The sequence below is a fragment of the Pelosinus fermentans DSM 17108 genome, from assembly GCF_000271485.2.
Taxonomy (GTDB): domain Bacteria; phylum Bacillota; class Negativicutes; order DSM-13327; family DSM-13327; genus Pelosinus; species Pelosinus fermentans.
The window spans coordinates 3746028-3766719 of the sequence record NZ_AKVN02000001.1; the positions used below are offsets into that span (position 1 = coordinate 3746028).

19 protein-coding genes and 3 riboswitches are annotated in these 20692 nt (G+C 39.0%); of the genes, 6 read left to right on the forward strand and 13 right to left on the reverse strand.

Features of this window, described 5'->3' with window-relative positions:
- Positions 1–45: 45 nt before the first annotated feature.
- The gene (locus FR7_RS17385) at positions 46–306 is read right to left on the reverse strand and encodes an STAS domain-containing protein (protein ID WP_007936964.1); all 261 of its coding nucleotides are present in this window, start codon (positions 304–306) and stop codon (positions 46–48) included.
- A 298-nt stretch (positions 307–604) separates the two neighbouring features.
- Here FR7_RS17385 and FR7_RS17390 point away from each other — a divergent pair, with 298 nt between their 5' ends.
- The 3 genes from FR7_RS17390 to FR7_RS17400 are packed head-to-tail and all read left to right on the forward strand — an operon-like array spanning position 605 to position 3074.
- The gene (locus tag FR7_RS17390) at positions 605–850 is read left to right on the forward strand and encodes a FeoA family protein (protein ID WP_007936965.1); all 246 of its coding nucleotides are present in this window, start codon (positions 605–607) and stop codon (positions 848–850) included.
- A 44-nt stretch (positions 851–894) separates the two neighbouring features.
- Positions 895–1674, forward strand: a complete 780-nt coding sequence (locus tag FR7_RS17395; RefSeq protein ID WP_007936966.1) for a FeoB small GTPase domain-containing protein — start codon at positions 895–897, stop codon at positions 1672–1674.
- Complete coding sequence (locus FR7_RS17400) at positions 1671–3074, forward strand: nucleoside recognition domain-containing protein (protein ID WP_007936967.1); 1404 nt, start codon at positions 1671–1673, stop codon at positions 3072–3074. The genes FR7_RS17395 and FR7_RS17400 overlap by 4 nt, the downstream gene beginning before the upstream one ends.
- Positions 3075–3328: 254 nt before the next feature.
- Here FR7_RS17400 and FR7_RS17405 read toward each other — a convergent pair whose 3' ends face one another.
- A complete protein-coding gene (locus FR7_RS17405; protein ID WP_007936968.1) occupies positions 3329–3757 on the reverse strand; it encodes a metal-dependent transcriptional regulator in 429 nt (142 codons plus the stop codon).
- 189 nt (positions 3758–3946) lie between these two features.
- Positions 3947–4033, forward strand: a riboswitch (cyclic di-GMP riboswitch).
- Positions 4034–4150: 117 nt separating this feature from the next.
- Here FR7_RS17405 and FR7_RS17410 point away from each other — a divergent pair.
- Positions 4151–5215 (forward strand): HD-GYP domain-containing protein, encoded by a 1065-nt coding sequence (locus FR7_RS17410; RefSeq protein WP_007936969.1) that lies wholly within the window; start codon positions 4151–4153, stop codon positions 5213–5215.
- 64 nt (positions 5216–5279) lie between these two features.
- Here FR7_RS17410 and FR7_RS17415 read toward each other — a convergent pair whose 3' ends face one another.
- The 6 genes from FR7_RS17415 to FR7_RS17440 form a co-directional block, all read right to left on the reverse strand.
- Positions 5280–6182, reverse strand: a complete 903-nt coding sequence (locus FR7_RS17415; protein ID WP_007936970.1) for a phosphate acyltransferase — start codon at positions 6180–6182, stop codon at positions 5280–5282.
- Positions 6183–6230: 48 nt separating this feature from the next.
- Entirely contained in the window at positions 6231–7319 is a 1089-nt protein-coding gene (gene buk / locus FR7_RS17420; RefSeq protein ID WP_007936979.1) for a butyrate kinase, read from the reverse strand.
- Between the two features lie 318 nt (positions 7320–7637).
- Positions 7638–8921, reverse strand: coding sequence for a diaminopimelate decarboxylase family protein (locus FR7_RS17425; RefSeq protein ID WP_007936981.1), 1284 nt, complete (start codon positions 8919–8921; stop codon positions 7638–7640).
- A gap of 149 nt (positions 8922–9070) precedes the next feature.
- Positions 9071–9242: riboswitch (Lysine riboswitch) on the reverse strand.
- 80 nt (positions 9243–9322) lie between these two features.
- The gene (fumC, locus tag FR7_RS17430; protein ID WP_007936983.1) at positions 9323–10708 is read right to left on the reverse strand and encodes a class II fumarate hydratase; all 1386 of its coding nucleotides are present in this window, start codon (positions 10706–10708) and stop codon (positions 9323–9325) included.
- 267 nt (positions 10709–10975) lie between these two features.
- Positions 10976–12271: an NPN-dependent 2-hydroxyacid racemase, LarAH10 family gene (gene larAH10 / locus FR7_RS17435; protein ID WP_007951420.1), complete on the reverse strand. Its 1296-nt coding sequence runs from the start codon at positions 12269–12271 to the stop codon at positions 10976–10978.
- A 12-nt stretch (positions 12272–12283) separates the two neighbouring features.
- The gene (locus FR7_RS17440; RefSeq protein WP_007951419.1) at positions 12284–13570 is read right to left on the reverse strand and encodes an MFS transporter; all 1287 of its coding nucleotides are present in this window, start codon (positions 13568–13570) and stop codon (positions 12284–12286) included.
- A gap of 173 nt (positions 13571–13743) precedes the next feature.
- A riboswitch (SAM riboswitch) is annotated at positions 13744–13848 on the forward strand.
- Positions 13849–13922: 74 nt separating this feature from the next.
- Between FR7_RS17440 and FR7_RS17445 the strand changes: the two genes are divergently transcribed.
- On the forward strand, positions 13923–15110 hold the full coding sequence (locus FR7_RS17445; RefSeq protein WP_017531336.1) for a pyridoxal phosphate-dependent aminotransferase: 1188 nt from the start codon (positions 13923–13925) through the stop codon (positions 15108–15110).
- 30 nt (positions 15111–15140) lie between these two features.
- Positions 15141–15959: a MetQ/NlpA family ABC transporter substrate-binding protein gene (locus FR7_RS17450; protein WP_007941932.1), complete on the forward strand. Its 819-nt coding sequence runs from the start codon at positions 15141–15143 to the stop codon at positions 15957–15959.
- Between the two features lie 144 nt (positions 15960–16103).
- On the opposite strand, the gene FR7_RS17455 is transcribed toward FR7_RS17450, so the two are convergent.
- From FR7_RS17455 to FR7_RS17475, 5 genes are all read right to left on the reverse strand, one after another.
- Positions 16104–17462, reverse strand: coding sequence for an MATE family efflux transporter (locus FR7_RS17455; protein ID WP_007941934.1), 1359 nt, complete (start codon positions 17460–17462; stop codon positions 16104–16106).
- Between the two features lie 135 nt (positions 17463–17597).
- Positions 17598–17951: a hypothetical protein gene (locus FR7_RS17460; RefSeq protein WP_007941937.1), complete on the reverse strand. Its 354-nt coding sequence runs from the start codon at positions 17949–17951 to the stop codon at positions 17598–17600.
- A gap of 31 nt (positions 17952–17982) precedes the next feature.
- Positions 17983–18180 (reverse strand): YwbE family protein, encoded by a 198-nt coding sequence (locus FR7_RS17465; RefSeq protein WP_007937031.1) that lies wholly within the window; start codon positions 18178–18180, stop codon positions 17983–17985.
- 53 nt (positions 18181–18233) lie between these two features.
- Positions 18234–18434: a hypothetical protein gene (locus FR7_RS17470; protein WP_007941939.1), complete on the reverse strand. Its 201-nt coding sequence runs from the start codon at positions 18432–18434 to the stop codon at positions 18234–18236.
- Between the two features lie 73 nt (positions 18435–18507).
- A complete protein-coding gene (locus FR7_RS17475; RefSeq protein WP_007941941.1) occupies positions 18508–20541 on the reverse strand; it encodes an LTA synthase family protein in 2034 nt (677 codons plus the stop codon).
- Positions 20542–20692 lie beyond the last annotated feature (151 nt).

Consider the following 20692-nt stretch of genomic DNA (forward strand, 5'->3'; position numbering starts at 1 on the left):
AAAATCTCATGTTATTAAGCAAGATGTCATTCCATCCGACATGAATTAAATGGCTAATTTCCCTTTTTCATCTTCAATAATCAATTCTCCGCCATGCTTTAGCATCTTTTCACGCACATATTGAAAAACATGGATACCATCATGATCAAGATGTCCGATATTATTAATATTAACCACAATACGCCGATACCCATACTGCAAATGCTTCAGCATATTTTGCTCCAGAAAATTAAGATGCTCTACAAATACATCACCGCTTACATTCATATATACTTGTCGGTTATCAGTTGTTACCCATACAGACATCCATCTTCCTCCTTTTAAACCTTAAATAAACAAATTCACTTCATGTTTATATGTTTTATGAGCATAACCATCTTATTTTTCTTTTAATTATTGATAATCATTATCATTTTAACAATAATTAAAACATCTGTCAAATATTTATATTATTAATCAAGTGAATGCAAGTAACCAAATCTTTTGCTGTTCATATACTAAATTAGATTCCCTTACTTATATGTTAGCCGCGGCTAACCATATTTTTTCCTATAAATGTTAGCCATGGCTAATATGAAACCATTTTGCCAAAGGAGGATTTATAATGAATACTGCATTAACAACAATTCCATTATCAACACTGGGCATAGGATCTGTATGCCAGATCGTATCCCTTAATTTACAAGGCTTACTGCGCCGCCGCATTCTAGACTTAGGTATGGTACCAGGAACGCCTGTCCAATGCATTCGCAAAAGCCCAGCAGGTGACCCTGTAGCCTATATGGTACGTGATACTCTCATTGCTTTGCGCAGTGAAGACGCCAGTCAAATTCATGTGAATCCGATGTAATCCTGGTTATAACTGTAGCCAACAAATTTAGGAGGAGAATGAGAATGAGCAATTCTACGATTGAAGAACATCAGAAATTTCTGAGTGAGCATTTTGGAATTTCAACGACTCCTGGGCAATTTACGGTAGCTTTAGCTGGTAATCCTAACGTAGGAAAAAGCACTGTTTTTAATGCGCTAACCGGCTTACATCAGCACACAGGAAATTGGCCTGGAAAAACCGTTGATAATGCTCAAGGAAGTTTTACGTATCTCGATCGCTCTTTTTTAATGATCGACTTACCTGGCACTTATTCGATCTTAGCCCATACAGTAGAAGAGCAAGTTGCCAGAGACTTTATTTGTTTTGGCAAACCGGATGCAACACTAGTAGTATTAGATGCTACCTGCCTTGAACGCAATCTTAATTTGGCATTGCAAGTCATGGAAATCACACCGAAGATTATTGTTTGCGTCAATCTGATTGATGAAGCAGAAAAGAAAAATATTAAGATCGATATCTCTGCTTTACAAAAAGATTTAGGTGTACCAGTTGTTGCCACTGCTGCCCGTAATGGAAAAGGTCTCGACACCCTGCGTCAAAAGTTATATGAAATGTCTACAGGGCTTTGCACCCCAGCTCCCAGACAGATTAACTATTCTTCTGAAGTGGAAAATGCTATTCAACAACTTCTGCCAAAAGTATCAAGATTAATCGGCTCGAATCTCAACCCTCGCTGGGTAGCGCTGCGATTATTAGATGGAGATAAAGCTTTTATCAACAGCATCAGTCAATATCTTGATTTTGATCTGCATTCAACACGCTTACAGGAGGTTGCTGTATGAGCGCTGCAATAAAACCTATGATCACCCTGGAGGAAATATGCACTGAGGCGGAAAAAATCCGCCTCAGTAATCCCGACTTAGGTGATAAAATTGTATCTGATATTTATCAAAACGCTGAAATGATAGCAGGGCCAGCCGTAAGTAAAAATTCCACTGATTCACGCAGTTGGGATCATAAGCTAGACGACGTTTTAACCTCCCGATTATTTGGTTATCCTATCATGTTTGCTTTACTTAGCGTCATCTTCTGGATTACGATTGCAGGGGCAAATGTTCCCTCTCAAATGATTGCTGACACGCTTTTTGCATTTCAGGATCAGCTTTTAATCTGGTTTGAATTAGCAGGAGCTCCCTCCTGGTTAACTGGTATATTAGTCTTAGGTATGTTTCGCGGCCTCGCCTGGGTTATCGCGGTTATGCTGCCGCCTATGGCAATCTTCTTTCCCTTGTTCACACTGCTGGAAGATTTAGGATACTTACCAAGAGTAGCCTTTAATCTCGATAATATGTTTAAGAAATGCCGTGCTTGCGGCAAGCAAATACTCACCATGTGCATGGGGTTTGGCTGTAATGCTGCTGGCGTCGTTTCCTGCCGTATCATTGATTCTCCTCGTGAACGATTAATTGCTGTGCTGACTAACAACTTTGTACCATGCAATGGACGATTTCCTACCTTGATTGCGATCGCCACTATTTTTATGGGCGGTATGGTGGTATCAGAATTACAAATTGCAGTAGCCTCACTAGTAGTAACGAGCTTAGTTGTGTTAGGAATTTTTGTAACCTTTGCTGTATCTTGGGCTTTATCACACACACTGCTAAAGGGAGAAGCTTCTTCGATGGTCTTAGAGCTGCCTCCTTACCGCAAACCCCAATTAGGCGCTATTTTTTATCGTTCTCTCATTGACCGCACAATCTTCGTCCTAAAACGGGCCATTATCATGGCAGCACCAGCAGGTGCCATTACGTGGATGCTTGCCAATATCTACATAGAAGAGATAAGTATCATTGGTTATTTAGCAGCTTGGCTGCAGCCCTTTGCTTACGCCATTGGCCTGGACGGTTTTATTCTTTTAGCCTTTATCCTAGGTCTTCCTGCTAATGAAATCGTTATGCCAATTCTTCTCATGTGCTATTTATCAACTGGTCAAATGATGGAGTTTGGTACTTTAGAAGAACTGCGGGATATTCTCATCAATAATAACTGGACTTGGTTAACCGCTGTCTGCACAATGCTCTTTTGCCTGCTTCACTGGCCTTGCACCACAGCCTTGCTATCCGCTTATAAAGAAACAGGCAGCAAGAAATGGACCTTTTTGACATTTCTGATTCCTACTGTCATTGCGTTCATAGTATGCTTTATAGTAGCCCAGTCAGCACGATTACTCAATTTAGTATAGACGGATGATGATTATTGATAAGAAAAGCTCTACGCATCCTTAAAAACATATAAAACAATCGAACCACAAAGAAGTGCAGATGAATGCTTTTTTGGTGTATCATAAAAATAAGTGGCTTAATGATTCCATGAAAGCGTTTATGACTCTTGTCCGCAAAGAAAAAAATGATCTATGCGAACTTGAAATAAGAGAATGGGGTTGTCATAAAAAAATATCCCTATTCTCAAATTTGCTAAGAATAGGGATATTGTACATCATTTTTCTTCCTTCTTTTCTTGATTCATTACGTGCTCTAAAAAAATATTATAATATTCCGTATGATCTTGCATAAATTTTACGAGCAATTGAATTGATTTGATCGTTTCTTTGGAAAGATAATGCTCCATAGCTTCTGCCTCTGCTGCTATATCACAATCAGCACAAATCAAAGTGAGAAATTCCTGCAATATCTTATTTCTCTCGACTAAGAAATTTCCGGTCTTTTTCCCTTTATCAGTTAGATCAATAATGCCGTAGCGTTGATAATTTATATATTGTCCAGCTTTTAATTTACGTAACGCTTTACTTACAGAGGGTAGCGATACATTCAATTTTCGGCTTATATCTGTAACCCGAACAATATCATTATATAAAGAAAAGCGATATAATTCTTCTAAATAATCTTCCAAACTGGGTGATAGCATAACAGCCGCCTCCCGTACGTTAGAAACCCACTATTTACTTCTATGATGATATCGTAAAAAATATACCAATCTCTACATAAAACCCTTAGCAATAAATTATTTTTTATTTTTCTTCAAAATATGACATAATTCGCCCTTTTTATATGGTATCATTTTGTTTTAATACTACAATTATTTTTATTTTCTTAAATTATATATTGGCAAACTTACTGAAAGGTAAGGACGCAAAGCTATAGGGTCTAAGGATTTATAATCTATGATCGCCACGCTGCATATGATGAAAAGCTTAACTGCCTCATATCTGCGGTTAAGTTTTTTTGTGTGATTTCTCTTCATCGTATATACTAACAGGCATGTATTGCTGATTTTTTTGAAAATAAAGGAGCTCTCATTTTGCGACAGATTAGGTTAACGGAAGTACACCCAGGTATGATATTAGCACGAAACCTTTACAGCAGAAAAGGACATATCCTGCTTGCTTCAGGAGTCAGGCTAACGGAAGTCTACCTTCACAAGTTACGAAGGTTGAAAGTAAAAACTCTCTTTATTCACGACGAAAGATATGAAGATATAGCGATTCCAGAATATTTATCTGTAGAAACTCAGCAACGGGCCTTCTCTATATTAAGTTCCACTATGGAAAAAATTCATAATAAAGAAGCCTTTGCCATAGACGATATCAGTTCTATTGCCTCTGATATCGTTGAAGAATTAATTATTCAACCCGCCATAAGCATCCAATTAACTGGAATTGCAACTCATGATGACTACACCTTAGATCACTCCTTAAATTGTGCTATTTATGCTGCTCTATTGGCTCATTCTTGTAGTTTTTCCATTCCCCAAATCAAAGAAATCACCTGTGGTGCCCTGCTTCACGATGTCGGTAAAATGAACGTCGATAAAAAAATTATCAATAAACCGGATCGCTTAACAGAAAAAGAATTTGGCATCATTAAGCAGCATCCACAATCTGGATTTAATTTATTGGTGAAAAAACGCTGGGAGCTGTCAAGCCTTGTTGCTCACATGGCATGGCAGCATCACGAAAAAATAGATGGCACAGGATACCCGCGAGGACTCCAGGGTGAAGAAATTCTAAATTATGCTCGTTTATTGGCAATTACCGACGTATATGAAGCGATTACAGGGTGCCGCCCATACCGTAAAGCTATGAATTTGGAAGAGGCATATGATATTATTCGCTCTGGTTTAGGAACTGCTTTTGACGAGCATTTCGGCAAAATATTCTTATCTAAAATGGCCTTATATTTTCCAGGAATGGAGGTCCTGCTAAATACAGGAGAAAAGGCTATTGTCGTCTCCTTATTGGAGCATACCCCTCGTCAGCCGATAATCCGTCTTATTGCCTACCCTGATGGAACCGCCTATTCCCCGCCTATCGAAATTAACCTGGCAGAAAATTCTCATCTTTCCATTGTAAGCACATCGATATAAAAAATAGAGGAAATCCTTGTATACATCAAGGATTTCCTCTATTTTTCTATCATTCTTTCCCATTCTACCCTAATGGCTTGACTAAACAAGCCAAGGCAATGGAATTCATCTTTCCCTCTGGTGTCTCAGATCGTGAAGTCATGACTATGGGGTGTGTTGCCCCTAGGACAATACCTGCCATTTTACTTTTAGCAAAATAAATCAGAGACTTTCCTAAGGCATTGCCAGTCTCAATATTAGGTACCATGATTAGATCAACATTACCTGCTATTTTGCTGTCAATCCCTTTGTGCTGCGCTGCTTTTTGACTAACTGCCACATCAAGGGCAATCGGTCCTTCTATCAGACTAGCAGGTAAATCCCCATTGCTTCTCATCTCTACTAAAATCTTAGCATCTAAAGTGGCGGGCATTTTTTCATTAACTATTTCATTGGCCGTAAGCAATGCTACATTAGGAATCATGATTCCCATTCCATGCAGTGCCAATATTGCATTCACCAAGATCTGCTTCTTTTCAAATAAGGTAGGAGCAATATTCATACCTCCATCAGTAATAAATAAAAGTTTTTTCTGACCTGGAATCTCAAAAGCACCTAAATGACTTAATAGCCTTCCAGTACGCAGCCCTTCCCCTTTATGCAATACTGCTCGTAAAAAATCACTACTATTTACTAATCCCTTCATCAGCACTTGAGCTTGACCGTTCTTTACTAAGGAAACAGCCTGCACTACTGCCTTCCCACTGTTTGCTTCATGCAAAATTGGCGTATCAGCAGATAAGCCAACCTCTTCCATTAAAGGCTTAATAAGAGCAGTATCTCCTACTAAAACAGCCTCAGCAATCCCTTCCTCTTGAGCTAGTTTGACAGCCGCCAAGACTCCTTTATCCTGTGCTACAGCAACACTAATCCTGATTAAAGAACGATTTTTAATTTCAGCTATGATTTCATGATAATTAGAATACAAACGACAACCTCCTAAAAGATCTGCCAATATCAGAACTGTTTATTCATTTTATACTGAATACATCTGCGCTTCTTCTTCGCCTCGAATTACTCTTAAAGTTCCAAATGCCAATGCTTCTAGCTCTTCTTCTCCTGGTATTACAATTACAGGAGCAATAAACTGCACTCGGCTTTTAATAGCGTTAACAATAGGTTCTGAATGAGCAATTCCCCCAGTTAGAATAATACACTCCACTTGACCTGACAATACAGCAGCCATTCCCCCAATTTCTTTTGCTACTTGGTAGGAAAGAGCTTCCAATACCAAGCTAGCCTCCTCATTTCCATGAGCGGCCATAGAAAAAGCTTTCCGAATATCGGCAGTACCAAGATAAGCATACATTCCACCTTTATGATTGAGTATCTCTTTTAATTCATCAAAGGTGTAAGTACCAGAAAAAGCAAGTCTTAAAAACTGTCCTACCGGCAGCCCCCCACAACGATCAGGAGAAAGAGGTCCCTCCTCTTTCGGATTATTGACGTCAATCATTCTTCCCAGCTTGTGAGGTGTTACAGAAATTCCTGTCCCTAAATGAGCCACAATCAGATTCATCTCTTCATATTTTTTCCCAAGCTGCTTTGCTACTTTACGAGCTACAGCCTTCGTATTTAATGCATGGGACAAGCTAATCCTTGGCAAATCAGGCAGACCGGATATCCTTGCCACAGGTTCCATCTCATCCACGGAAACAGGATCTACAATATAGGAAGGAATTTTTAAAAATTCGGCTAACCCATAAGCCATGACAGCCCCTAAATTAGAAGCATGTTCACCTCTTTTAGCTTCTCTTAAATCATTCACCATCTCTTGAGTAATTTCATAGGTTCCGCCTTTAAGAGGCTTTAATATCCCCCCACGGGCTGCAACTGCATTAAATGTAGAAAGGTCAATCTTTTCTACTGCTAATTGTTCTAAAATAATTCGTAAACGATACTCATACTGATCTAACAATTTCACAAATGGGCTGGTGTCGGCAGCAAAATGTTCCACAGTCCTTTTGATAAGCAGCGTTTCTCCATCATATACAGCAAATTTTGTAGAAGTTGCTCCAGGGTTAATCACTAAGATTCTCTCTTTTAACAGGCAATTATCAACCATAATCCCCCTCCAGATACTAGTACCTTGTCAGCCATTATCCTACTGTTTTAAAGCTGACAAGGTATTAGGTAACATTCACAATAAATATCTCAACATTCAGACTTCTTTCTCACTATTTATTTCCTTATTCTTTCAGAATATCCTGCTTACTAACTATATTCTCTCTATATACTTTTTAGAAAACAGAAAAACGCTGCTCGCCCTTTAAAAATAAGACCTTTTGAACCGCGAAGACGCGAAGAATAGGAAGAACACGAAGTTAGTGTATGCTAAAATAAAGAGCAGACAGGTATACCTGTCTGCTCTAAACATCATTCTTTATTTTTTAGTTGCCGCAGCCAAATTCATTTCACATTTTTCAAAATCCAAAGTCGTAAAGTAATCTTCAATTGTTTCTGCACGACGAATCATCTTAACTGCTCCATCAGCTGTTAACAGCAATTCAGCAGAACGTAATTTACCATTATAATTAAAACCCATTGCATGTCCATGAGCACCTGCGTCATGCATCACAACAATGTCACCAATGTCAATACGCGGCAAGTTGCGGTCAATGGCAAATTTATCATTATTCTCACATAAAGAACCTGTCACATCATACACATGATCAAGGGGCAGGGCTTCTTTTCCTGCAACCGTAATATGATGATAGGAGCCATACAAGCCAGGACGCATCAAATTTGCCATACATGCATCAAGACCTACATAATTTTTATAAATCTCTTTTTTATGAAGCACAGTAGAAACCAAATATCCATAAGGACCTGTAATCATTCTGCCACATTCCATGGTGATTTTTAATGGATGCAGTCCATTAGCCACAATCTTTTCTTCATAGGCTTTACGTACACCTTGACTGACAGCATCCAGATCTACAGCCTGCTGTTCAGGACGATAAGGAATGCCAATACCGCCACCCAAATCAATCATCTCAATGCGAATCCCTAGTTTTTGATACACTTCAACGACCAAATCAAACATCATTGCTGCTGTAGCCACAAAACTGTCAGGATTTAACTCGTTGGAAATTACCATGGTATGCAAAGCAAAGCGTTTTACTCCTTTACTTTGGATGATCTTATATGCCTCAAAAATTTGTTTTCTGGTTAAGCCATATTTGGCTTCTTCCGGATAACCGATAATATCGTTGCCGCCTTCCAGCAAAGGACCTGGATTATAGCGAAAGGAAATTAATTCAGGTAAGCCTACATGTTTTTCTAAATATTCAATATGGCTAATATCATCAAGATTAATAATAGCTCCTAAGTCTTTGGCTGCCTGATACTCTTCGGCAGGAGTATCATTAGACGAAAAAATAATGTCTTCTCCCACAATTCCAGATTGTTTGGATAAAATGAGTTCGGGTAAAGAACTGCAATCAGCACCAACGCCTTCTTCCTGCAGTATTTTTAAGATATGTGGATTAGGAGTAGCCTTTACAGCAAAATACTCTTTAAATCCTGGTGCCCAGGAAAAAGCCGCTAATAATTTGCGGACATTATTCCGAATCGCCTGCTCATCATAAATATGAAAAGGAGTCGGATAATGCGCAATAATTTCCTCAAGCTCAAGCTTAGTAAATGGTAATGTTTTTTCTGCCATAGTAATGTTGTACCTCCTGAATTGTTATTATAGATTCTAAAACTTCTCCTCATTCGTTATGAAGCAAGCCTCTAGTAAAAAAGTAAAAGCGGTCTGCGGAAAACTATTCCGCAAACCGCCATAAGAATTCAAATGATCTCACAACCAGCAATGCAGATAGCACTCCATCCAACTTGGATGACAGTCTTGCACTTATTCAATACAAAACCAATAAACGGGTCTTGCCAAACCCTTCTACTTCGGCGGATATTCCTTTTTGCATCTTTCATCGCTGGCAACTCCAGATACATATTCTTAATATACCGCGCCTCTATCTTATCTTTATTTATTTTGTTATTTTTATAAGTATAGACTAATCTAGTTTGTCATGTCAACTCTTATTCTATTCTTTTATTCATTTTCTACCTTGGTTTGACTAAAATAGCTGGATTCATATATAAATCATATTGTTCTGCACTGACTTCTCCAGTAGCCAAAGCAGATTCTTTCAGTGTAATACCTTCTTTTGCAGCTCTTTTTGCAATCTGTGCTGCTTTATCATAGCCAACAAGGGGTACTAAACCAGTGATGAGAATTAATGATTGGTGTAAATAAAAATCAATCACATCCTCCCTTGGCTGTATGCCTATCGCACAATTTTCATTAAAGGAATGTATGCCATCAGCTAATAAGTTAATGGATTGCAGTAAATTATACACAAGTACAGGCATAAATACATTCAATTGAAAATTCCCCTGACTTGCAGCAAACGAAATCGTTGTATCATTGCCAAACACTTGCGCTACAACCATGGTCAAAGCCTCTGATTGAGTAGGATTTACTTTTGCCGGCATGATAGAGCTGCCCGGTTCATTCTCAGGTATTTTAATCTCACCTATACCGCAGCGTGGGCCACTTGCCAGCCAGCGAACATCATTGGCAATTTTCATCAAGTCTGCCGCTAAGGCTTTGATGATGCCATGAACTGCCACGACTTCATCCTTACTCGTCAAAGCATGAAATTTATTTGGTGCAGTATGAAACTGCTTTTCTGTTAGCTTAGTGATTTCTGCAGCAATTAATTCACCAAACCCAACTGGAGAATTAATACCTGTACCGACAGCAGTCCCTCCCATTGCCAAATCGCGCATGAAATTAATACCGATAGTCAGCATTTCTTCATTTCTTTCGAGCATCCGTACCCAGCCGCTTATCTCTTGCCCAAAAGTAAGGGGAGTCGCATCCATCAGATGGGTTCGGCCAATTTTAATGATATGATTATATTCCTCTGACTTTTGCTGTAAGGTTTGTTTCAATGCTGCAATCGCCGGCAGCAATTTATCAATCACTAAACTAACACCAGCAACATGAATGGCGGCAGGGAAAATATCATTAGAACTTTGGGATTTATTTACGTGATCATTGGGATGAACAACCACTGTTTTCCCATTTTCCGTTAATAATTGATTTGCCCGATGAGCAATGACTTCATTCATATTCATATTAAACTGTGTACCACTGCCTGTCTGCCATACAGACAAAGGGAAATTTCCATCCAATTTTCCTGCCAGCACTTCATCGCACGCCGCTACAATAGCATGAGTTCGCTCCTCATCCAATATATTCAGCCTATGATTTACTATAGCAGCTGCTTTCTTCAAAGTAGCAAATACACCAACTAATTCATAAGGAATCTTTTCTATGCCGATACGAAAATTTTCAAAGCTACGTTGGGTTTGTGCTCCCCACAACTTATCCTTTGGTACACGTATTTCCCCCATTGAATCCTTCTCAATACGATATTCCATACAAAAACCCTCCTCATTCAATTGAATCTGCTTTTACTGTAGTTCAGACTAATACGTAAGAGATAATAAACCATTACTCTATCTCTTCCCCATTAGCAGCAACAATCCTGCTGCTATACTAGCTTTTAAAAAGAAAACATTTTGAACCGCGAAGATACTAAGAATATAAAAACACGAAGATTTTTTTAACCGCAGAGGCGCAGAGACACAGAGAAATAAAACTCTCTCTGTGTCTCTGCGCCTCTGCGGTTACATTATTTTTTCGTATCAAATACTTTCGATTGGTACTGTGTTGGCTCCATGAGCCATGACGGTGATCGTGTATTCTGTCTTATTTATTATTTTTTCAGCCATGGTGATCGCCTCATCCAAGCTACTAGCAGTCAGCATTCCTGCTTTTTCAAAAAACTCTTTATTCTGAGGCAATGAAACAACAATATGAGGAACTTCTTTTGCCATATATCCCAGTTTTAATGCAATGAAGCCTGGAACGGTAAAACCTTTTCGCAAAGCCAATTCTCGCTCATACAGAGAATCGTAGTTAAACCAGCCGCTAAAATCAGGCGGCTCCATGATATCACGGCATTCCAGCAGTAAAATCACTACACCTGTGGATTTTACCGCCATGAAGGAATTTCCAATGGTTTTGGAGCCTTGATACAGATTGATGTCTTTCGGGAATCCTCCAGCAGAAGCAATGACCAAATCAGTTTTTCCGCTTATGGGAACACCAAATATCTCATTAGCTGTTTTGCATCCTTGGAGCCAAGCTTCATGCCAGTGACCGGCAACAAAAGAGGCAAACTGACCTTCTGGTGTAAACACTGCATTTAATAAAAAGGCTGGTTTCAGTAATTCTGCCATTTCCAGCATATCCGCATGCATAGGGTTATTTTCCAATTTACCAACAGTACATTCTGGACTTACCCCCTGTCCAACTACTGTATGAAGACATAGACTATGATTTTCCTGAATCGTGCTATAAGAGGAGATCCCTGGCATGATGGCTTTACGTCCGCCACCAAAGCCAGCCATTAGATGATGAACAATTCCGCCCGTTAAAATGACTTTATCGGCATTAACTACATGCTTATTCATATGGACATCTTTTCCCCGTGAAGTTTGACCCACATAAACAAATTCATCCGTTTCTGGCGCATGACTTTGTAGGATCGCTATGCGTTCCACAATTTCCTGACCAAAAGTCAGTACATTTTCCTCATGAGTATGATGGCGATGGGCGCCCAGTGCAACAATAAGGGAAATATCTTCATCAGGTATACCAGCTTTATTCAGTTCATTCAGCAAAGTAGGTAAAAACAAATCATGACGCACCCATTGACGAGTTATATCACTAGCAACGATGACCACTTTATCACCTTGCTGTATTACATTCTTTAGAGGTGGAGTACCAATTGGATTGTTCAGTACCTCACGAACAGCAGCTTCTACATCTGAAACTGCTTTCGCTGGTTTACCTTCCACAACATTTACAACGCGTTCTTCCGGCAAAGCTACTTTAATTTCACTATCACCAAAACCAAATGAAAATTCTTTTAACATCTAGCATCTCTCCTACGCAATCTTTTCAAGATTATTATTTTCCTTTAGTACTAAAGGCTTATCGGGCTTGACAGCCAACCATGCAACAATGCCAATCACGGCTGAAGCTGCAGTTGTCAGAATAGCTGCCTGCCAGCCATAATTCGTTGCAACCCATGCTGTAGCAACCGGAGCAGCAATGCCGCCCATATTCCCCCAGAAATTCATCCAGCCAGTTATCGATCCAGCAAATTTACCTCCAATATCAAGACAGGCGGCCCATGAAGCATTAAAAGTAAATCCAAGAGATCCCAAGGATATCGTTAGCCATAATACATTCAGCCAAGGTACAGTTGCCACTGCTCCCAGGTAAAGAGTTATACAACAGATAATTAGTCCTAGAATGCCAAATAAAGTGCGGGATTTATGCCTTGACACACCGGAAGCGACTAATTTATCACTGATATAGCCGCATGTAGCCGTTACTATACACAATGCCGCCCAAGGAAAAGAAGCAGCAATCCCCATTTTCTGCAAAGAAAAATTTTGAGCCTCTATTAAGTATAATGGCAACCAAGCTAAAAATACATACATAATATAATCCGTTATAAAATATTGAATCCCAATAGCCCAAAACTGAGAAGATCCCAAAAAAGCACGCCAAGGTGCCAGTTCTTTTTTATCACTATCTACCATTAGACCTTCTTCTATGTAACTTGCTTCTGCAGCATTGGTAAATTTACTATCCTGAGGAGTATCCTTGGCTAAATAATACCAAAGTCCTGCCAATAGTAAACCTACTCCACCAAAAATAACAAATACGGAACGCCAGCCAAAATTCATCATCAATACGATCGTAAGTGTTGGACCAACAACCGGTCCAAAAAATACACCGCTTAACATAAATGAAGAAGCACGCCCCTTTTCATTATTATTAAACCAACGGTAAATAAATCTTCCAAAGGCAGGTGCCATAGGACCTTCTCCGATGCCAAACAGACTTCTCGCCAGAATAAATGAGGTAAAGTTACTGCATGCTCCTGTTAATACTGTAAAGGCTGACCACCAAGTAGCTGCTAGTGCCAGAACCCTCCGATGTCCCCAAAATTCAGACATGATTCCACCTGGTATTTGCATAAAAGCATAGCCAACAAAAAAAGCCGTCTGAATAAATCCCATATCCATTTTGCTAAAGCCTAATTCTTGCATAATAGTGGGAGTGGCTACTGATAAATTGACTCGATCCATGTAAGAAATAAAACTAATAAAAAACATAAGTCCTGCTAATTTCCATCGAAAACTTGTTTTTGTCTGCCCCATACGATAATCCTCCTCAATTATGAATATAAGTATTTTTGCAATGGACTTTTATTCATATTATCATATTATACTTTTGTTAAGTTTACATGTCAATTGACGAGAGATACGATTTTCTCAATTCTCCTTGACACCAGGTAGGAACTCATGCTACTATTACTTTCATCAACTACATACATTCATCAAGAGTTAGCCGAGGGGATTGGCCCGATGAAGCTACGGCAACCACCGCGCAATGCGAACGGTGCCAATTCCAACAGGAATTTCCTGGGAGATGAGGATCATTTTGGAAAAATAAAATCTTCTTCATCTTATGAAGAAGATTTTTTTATTATCAATCAAAGGAGTCAATATGATGAATCAAAATGCACAAGCTCAAACTCTGCGTAACTATGCCTCGGAAAAAGCTGGTCGTTTTACAGAATCCGTAATTAGAGAAATGTCTCGTATTGCTGCCGCTCATAAAGCCATTAATCTTGCACAAGGCTTTCCTGATTTTCCGGCATCGGATGAAATAAAAGAGGCCGCAGTTAAGGCAATTTTAGAAGATCACAATCAATATGCAATTACCTGGGGGACGAAGTCACTTAGAGATGCCATTGCTTTGAAAAACAAAAGAGACTATAACATTGATATTGACCCGGAAACGCAAATCACCGTATGCTGCGGTTCAACAGAAGGCATGGTAGCAACCCTCTTAGCCACTATTAATCCTGGGGATGAAGTCATTATATTTCAGCCTTTTTATGAAAACTATGGTCCTGATGCCGTATTATGTGGTGCTACCCCCAAATACGTCCAACTGCATCCACCAGAATTCAGCTTTATCAAGGAAGAATTAACGGCGGCATTTTCAGAACGTACCAGGGCCATTATTATTAATACTCCAAATAACCCTACTGGTAAAGTTTTTAACCGCGAAGAGCTGGATCTCATTGCCAAACTATGTATTCAATATGATGTCTTGGCAATTACAGACGAAATCTATGAACACATCATCTATGATGAAATAAAACACATTCCTCTGGCTACCTTGCCCGGCATGGCAGAACGAACCATAACTATCAATAGTATTTCAAAAACCTACAGCGTAACAGGCTGGCGCATTGGTTATGTGATTGCTTCCGGCGAAATCAGCCGTTCCATACGTAAAATGCATGACTTCTTGACGGTAGGAGCAGCCGCTCCCCTGCAAGTAGCCGCCGCCCAGGCCCTAAATTTTCCTACCACTTATTATGAAAAATTAGGGGATTTTTACAGTAAGCGTCGCGACTTTATGTTAAAGGAATTGACTGCCATCGGCTTTACTTGCATTCGCCCGGCCGGCGCCTATTATATTATGGCAGACATAGCGCCTTTTGGCTGGAAGAATGATGTAGACTTTGCCCGTCACTTAGCTGAAAAAGTAGGGGTTGCAGTCGTACCGGGATCTAGTTTTTATCAGGACGATGCCAATGACAAACATCGTTTTATCCGTTTTTGTTTCTGCAAACAATTTGCAACATTAGAAGCAGCAATCGAAAGACTGCAAAAATTGAAATAAAACATTATATTTTTTAGGAGGCATATTTAAATGAAAAAATCACTAAAATCCATTTCCCTTTTCCTATCTCTTGTCTTTATTCTAGGTTTAGCAACTGGCTGCGGTCAGCAAAGTACTGCAAAAGTAGAACAGAAAACATTAAAAGTTGGTGTTACAGCTGGTCCTCACGCTGAAGTAATGGATGTAGTCAAGAAAATTGCCGAAAAGGATGGCTTAAAAATCGAAGTCGTTGAATTTAATGATTATATTCAACCTAATGTAGCATTAAACCAAGGTGATATTGACGTCAATAGTTTTCAACATAAACCTTACCTTGACAATATTATTAAAGACCGCAATTATGATATCGTCTCAGTGGGCAACACAGTCATTTTTCCAATGGGCATTTATTCAAGCAAGCTGAAAAATATAGCCGATTTACAAGCAGGAGCCATCGTTGCCATTCCTAATGATCCAACTAACGGAGGACGAGCTCTATTATTGCTAGAGAAAATTGGTCTTATTAAATTAAAACCGGAAATCGGACTAAAAGCCGCTGTTACTGATATTATTGAGAATCCTAAAAAAATTGTTATCAAAGAATTAGATGCAGCACAAATCCCCCGTTCCCTAGCTGACATGGACGTTGCTGCCATTAACACCAATTATGCAATTACCGCTGGATTAGTACCGACTAAAGATGCAATTGCTATTGAAGATATCAACTCCCCTTATGCTAATATTATTGCTGTCCGTTCTAAAGATAAAGAAAATCCAGCTGTACAAAAATTCATTAAAGCCTATCACTCTGATGAAGTAAAATCCTTCATTAATGAACACTTTAAAGGTTCTGTTGCAGCAGCCTGGTAAAACTGGCACATAAAAAATAAAACATTTTGAAACGCGAAGGCGCGAAGGCTATGAAGCACACGAAGAGACCTGTAATCTCCTTCGTGTGCTTCGTATTTCTTCGCGTCTTCGCGTTTCGATTCATTTTTTTACAGAAGCAGAACACTATACATTTTGTATATCCCCATATTTACGCTGCACTCTCATGAGTCTTGCCGATAAACAAGTTGCACCAAAGGCTAGACCTACAATCAAACCGATCCAATAACCAAAGGCTCCTAACCCGGAATGATGAGATAACACATACCCTAGGGGCAATCCAAGAACCCAGTAAGAAATCATTGCCAAAATAAATGTAACCCGAACATCTTTATAGCCCCGCAAACAGCCTTGGACCGGTGTTGCGATAGCATCTGATAATTGGAAGAAAATCGCATATAACAAGAATTGCTCCGCAAGATGCCTAATATCCATATCTGCTGTATATAAACTGGATATCTGCTCGTTGCCAAAATATAATACGATGGCAGCCATTACAGCCATAAGCAATGCAATTCCAATACCCAGATAGCCATATTGTTTAGCATCTTGATACCGCTTAGCCCCTGCTTCAAAGCCTACCACTATTGTTAAAGCCATAGAAATACTAAGTGGCATCATATAAATCAGGGCTGCCACATTAATAGCTACTTGATAGGCTGCAATTGTAACTTCACTAAACTCACTCATTAGCAAAGTAATCACTGCAAATATACTCGTTTCACAAAAAATCGCTATACCAATGGGTATACCGATCTTTAACTGCTCTTTCCAGGCTGCGAAAGAAAAGCGATACCAGAAGCTAAATATCTGATGGGATTTAAAAGGTTCTCTGCTTTGAATAACGCATACACTAATAATGGCAATACACCAATAGGTAATCGCAGAGGCCCATCCTGCTCCCACACCACCCAACTGGGGAAAACCGAAATTACCAAAAACCAATACATAATTAAGCAGTATATTGATCGGTAATGCTACCATAGAAATTAGCATCGTTACCCGTGTATAACCTAAGGTATCAATAAAACAGCGAAGAACTGTGGAAATAAACAATGGAATAATCCCAAAAGAAATTGCTGCTAGAAAATCATGAGCAATTTGATAGGATAAAGCATTGAGTTCCATTTTATCCAATATCGGATGTATCACATAAAAGCCGCAAATTATAACTACAATGGATATTGCTATGGCTAAATATACGGCTTGAATGACCGCAAAGGGCACCTTTTCTTTTTTTTGCGCTCCCAAAAAGTGGGCAACAATAGGAACTATAGCAAAAAGAATCCCATTTAGCCCCGTAAAAACAGGCATCCATATACTAGATCCAATGGCAACACCAACTAGATCATTGGGACTGACACGTCCCGACATCATCGTATCAAAAAAAGTCATAGCACACATACATACTTGTGTTACTAAAATCGGTAGTAAAATAATTAAAAATTGATTTACTTTTTCCCGTAAGGAATATGTTTGTTCCATATCTCACACCTATTTATCTAGAATCTTAAACCTAAACTTTCGACTCTACTCTATTTTCCCCTAATCAAAGTACACCACTTCATTGAGTTACTAAAGATGAATAAGTGAGGCGGGAGTTTCTTTCTCCTGCCTCACTTATTTTAGTAATCTTACAAATAAACTACTTTGTACAGGACGGGATAAACGCCAATGATTCCATTCGGACCAGGAAAGCATTGCGAAAAGAATACTCATCCCAAAAATCACGATATATTCCATTACAATAAAAATTGTATTAACTGCCACTAAAGAAAAAGCATTCTCCATCATAATTTGATGCCCCTTCCACCAGGCTGCTGCTGTAATAAAAGGCTGCAATACATATAATAAGAAAGCCCAGGCTGCAATGTATAATATTGATTTCACACCATCAAATACTGCTTTCCTGCCAATTGCCAATTGCTTGTTTTTACGGTCTCTTCTTGACTGAGTAACCGCTATATCCGTCATGCTTTCCCCCTTCCTTGGCACTTGATACAAACTACTGAATCACTTCCTGAACTCTGCCTACTATGCCATTTACCAAACGAACTTTTATACCCCGATGATGAATCGCACTATTGGTGAGCAGATCTTTTACCACACCTTCCGTCAGCTGTCCGGTGCCTTGATGCTGCTTTTGTACAATTTTCACCCTGCTGCCTGCTTTAATATTTTTACGCTCTGTCCCACTCAACATAGCTTCCTCCTATCCTTTGAACCCTGCCCATAAAGAAATGAGCAGGGTTCATTTTAATACCACTCACAGAATTCTTCTTGATCCAAGTAAATCCAATCATGGCCAACTTTTTGAAACACTTTTAAACAACGATCATTATCTGAAATCATAATCGTGATCCCGTCAGTCGCCAATGGATTTTTCTCGACATTTTTTTCCACTTGTACTAAAAGCTTTTTTAATTGATCACGATATAAGGTAAAGGATCTTGTCATTTTATATTCTTCCTCTCTGCAATTCTTGGCTTGCTTATATTAATTCCACATTCTCCTAGCTAATTCCTGTATGTTACTCTGCATTCTTCATATTTTTTCCATATTTAATGCGCCACCAAGACATGGCTCTTCTCGCATCAATATCTTTTTGTATAAAATTCACGTCTAAAGCAGAGGTCATTTTTATTCCCTCCATATTTTCTTTACTATCGCTGCCAATTTTCCCGATAGAATCATGAGTAACCCAAAAACCGTAATTAAAACCAATCCCATTCCCCCGTGTCATACTTTCACCTAGTGAATAATAAACAAATCCTGGAGGAGACAGTAATTCTAGGATGGTAGGAGACACATTAATATGACTGCCTGCCACTTCTTTAGAAAACACATTCTTATCGATTCCCTTTCCATAGACAATGAAGGGAATCCCATAGCGTTCATATAAGCTAGGATTCAATTGGATATTGAGTCGGTCTGCATGATCACCAACAATAATGAATAGACTGTCGGGGTACTGCTGGCGCATATCCTTAATGAACTCAGCCATAACCTTATCAGCATACCAAAAATGCCCTAGTTTTTTTATAAGCTCCTGATCTTCTTTTACATTATCAGGTAATCCACTAATTACACTATCCCTATCAAATCCCTCTTCTTCTAAATCCACTGTATAAGGAGCATGATTCGAGATATTCATAATCACATCAAAAGTCGGCGTAGGATGATCTACACCAGAAGCAACTGCCTGGAATAAATATTTATCGTCACAGCCCCAAACATTGCCAGACTGGCTTGCTATATCCCCCATGCCATAAAATTCCTCAAATCCTTGAGCCAAGGTAAAGTCCTTTACTCGCTCCCAAGATGTGGGTCCCGCATACCAGAATCGAGGCTTATAGCCAAGTTTTTTCATTTGAGGAGCAAGAGATGTAGAATAAGGTTCCTTGTAAGACTCTGGTAAATACGTAAGATACAGATTCGCCTCTGCCAGACCTGTTACAATGCCCATGATGCCTGAAATGGTGCTCATGCCATTGGGCAGAAAAGCAGGAACATAGGCTGCATCCTCTTGCGCTATAATATTTCGCATGCCATTAGCAATGTTCAGATCTTTATACTGAGGCAGCAACGGCCAATTGGCATAGCTTTCCCCAATGATCAAAAATACATGCTGCGGTTTCTGAATCGTTCCTCCCTGGGCTTCTTTTTTCAAGAAATCGTCTACCTTTTGGGAGTCTACTGGATGACCAGCCACATATGTCCCATACTCTATCATCCTCTGTGGGTCCAAATCTAGCCCTGTTGATGCCATTACCCGCTCATGAAGTGTATAAGCCCGATATAAGGCTTGAACATCATCTAAGATAGCTTCATTTAAAAATTCATCTTTAGTGACACCTGAATTTTCCCAGTCAATATTATAGGCATAGGTCATGCTGCCGCCAAAGCGAATAAAGATAACAAGATAATATGCAATGATTAGCAGCGAAGTACGAAAAGCAATATTGCCATACCACTTGGAAAAACGAGGCAGATGGTATGTCTTCGTTCTCAGCCATGCTTTCAATAAACGGCATAATGCCAGTGCTGTCACTCCAGTCATTAACAAACGTACAGGCAATTTATATTGCTCTACCAAGGTATAAAATAGTGCATGAACATCATCATTAAACGTATTAAACAACAATTGATTAAACCCCATATGAAATTGTTCATAGTAAGGAATCCTAGCGTAAAATAATAAGCTAAGAAGGCTAATATACATACAACCCAGAATATAACGCAGATTAATTATTATTGCGTCTTTCATAAAGGCCTTGAGTAAGGTACACAGTATAAAAGAAGCTGCAACCACCAAACCTGTACTCTTTAAACTAATCCGTATTCCATAATAAAGCGCCATAGCAATATCCTGAAAGGTTGCAGCCTCGCTAATATAAGAATTTAATACAATAATAAACCCAATACGAAATAAGCAAAATACTCCCAGGACAAACACAAATAGTTTTATATCCTGCTGAATATTGTTAAATAATTCTTCCCACCTTGACACGCAGAAAAACATCCTCTCATATGTATATTTCTTTTGTATTTCTACTTTTTTCATCATTTTCCTGCATTTTTCTACTTTTTCATCCTTTATAGAGTATCTATAGACATTAAAGTTTGCTTGATTTTAGAACTTTCTCTCGCCAATTCTTATATTTTGTTATATGATTTTATATAGAATTAGTTTCACTCTAGAAAAAAGAACTACA

What these genes read in the sequence shown, in the direction of transcription:
- FR7_RS17400 (WP_007936967.1), top strand. Translation starts at nt 1,671, where the DNA reads ATGAGCGCTGCAATAAAACCTATGATCACCCTGGAGGAAATATGCACT.
- FR7_RS17460 (WP_007941937.1), bottom strand. Translation starts at nt 17,951, where the DNA reads ATGACGGATATAGCGGTTACTCAGTCAAGAAGAGACCGTAAAAACAAG.
- FR7_RS17405 (WP_007936968.1), bottom strand. Translation starts at nt 3,757, where the DNA reads ATGCTATCACCCAGTTTGGAAGATTATTTAGAAGAATTATATCGCTTT.
- FR7_RS17465 (WP_007937031.1), bottom strand. Translation starts at nt 18,180, where the DNA reads ATGTTGAGTGGGACAGAGCGTAAAAATATTAAAGCAGGCAGCAGGGTG.
- FR7_RS17450 (WP_007941932.1), top strand. Translation starts at nt 15,141, where the DNA reads ATGAAAAAATCACTAAAATCCATTTCCCTTTTCCTATCTCTTGTCTTT.
- FR7_RS17390 (WP_007936965.1), top strand. Translation starts at nt 605, where the DNA reads ATGAATACTGCATTAACAACAATTCCATTATCAACACTGGGCATAGGA.
- larAH10 (WP_007951420.1), bottom strand. Translation starts at nt 12,271, where the DNA reads ATGTTAAAAGAATTTTCATTTGGTTTTGGTGATAGTGAAATTAAAGTA.
- buk (WP_007936979.1), bottom strand. Translation starts at nt 7,319, where the DNA reads ATGGTTGATAATTGCCTGTTAAAAGAGAGAATCTTAGTGATTAACCCT.
- FR7_RS17385 (WP_007936964.1), bottom strand. Translation starts at nt 306, where the DNA reads ATGTCTGTATGGGTAACAACTGATAACCGACAAGTATATATGAATGTA.
- FR7_RS17470 (WP_007941939.1), bottom strand. Translation starts at nt 18,434, where the DNA reads ATGACAAGATCCTTTACCTTATATCGTGATCAATTAAAAAAGCTTTTA.
- FR7_RS17425 (WP_007936981.1), bottom strand. Translation starts at nt 8,921, where the DNA reads ATGGCAGAAAAAACATTACCATTTACTAAGCTTGAGCTTGAGGAAATT.
- FR7_RS17455 (WP_007941934.1), bottom strand. Translation starts at nt 17,462, where the DNA reads ATGGAACAAACATATTCCTTACGGGAAAAAGTAAATCAATTTTTAATT.
- FR7_RS17475 (WP_007941941.1), bottom strand. Translation starts at nt 20,541, where the DNA reads ATGAAAAAAGTAGAAATACAAAAGAAATATACATATGAGAGGATGTTT.
- FR7_RS17395 (WP_007936966.1), top strand. Translation starts at nt 895, where the DNA reads ATGAGCAATTCTACGATTGAAGAACATCAGAAATTTCTGAGTGAGCAT.
- FR7_RS17445 (WP_017531336.1), top strand. Translation starts at nt 13,923, where the DNA reads ATGAATCAAAATGCACAAGCTCAAACTCTGCGTAACTATGCCTCGGAA.
- fumC (WP_007936983.1), bottom strand. Translation starts at nt 10,708, where the DNA reads ATGGAATATCGTATTGAGAAGGATTCAATGGGGGAAATACGTGTACCA.
- FR7_RS17440 (WP_007951419.1), bottom strand. Translation starts at nt 13,570, where the DNA reads ATGGGGCAGACAAAAACAAGTTTTCGATGGAAATTAGCAGGACTTATG.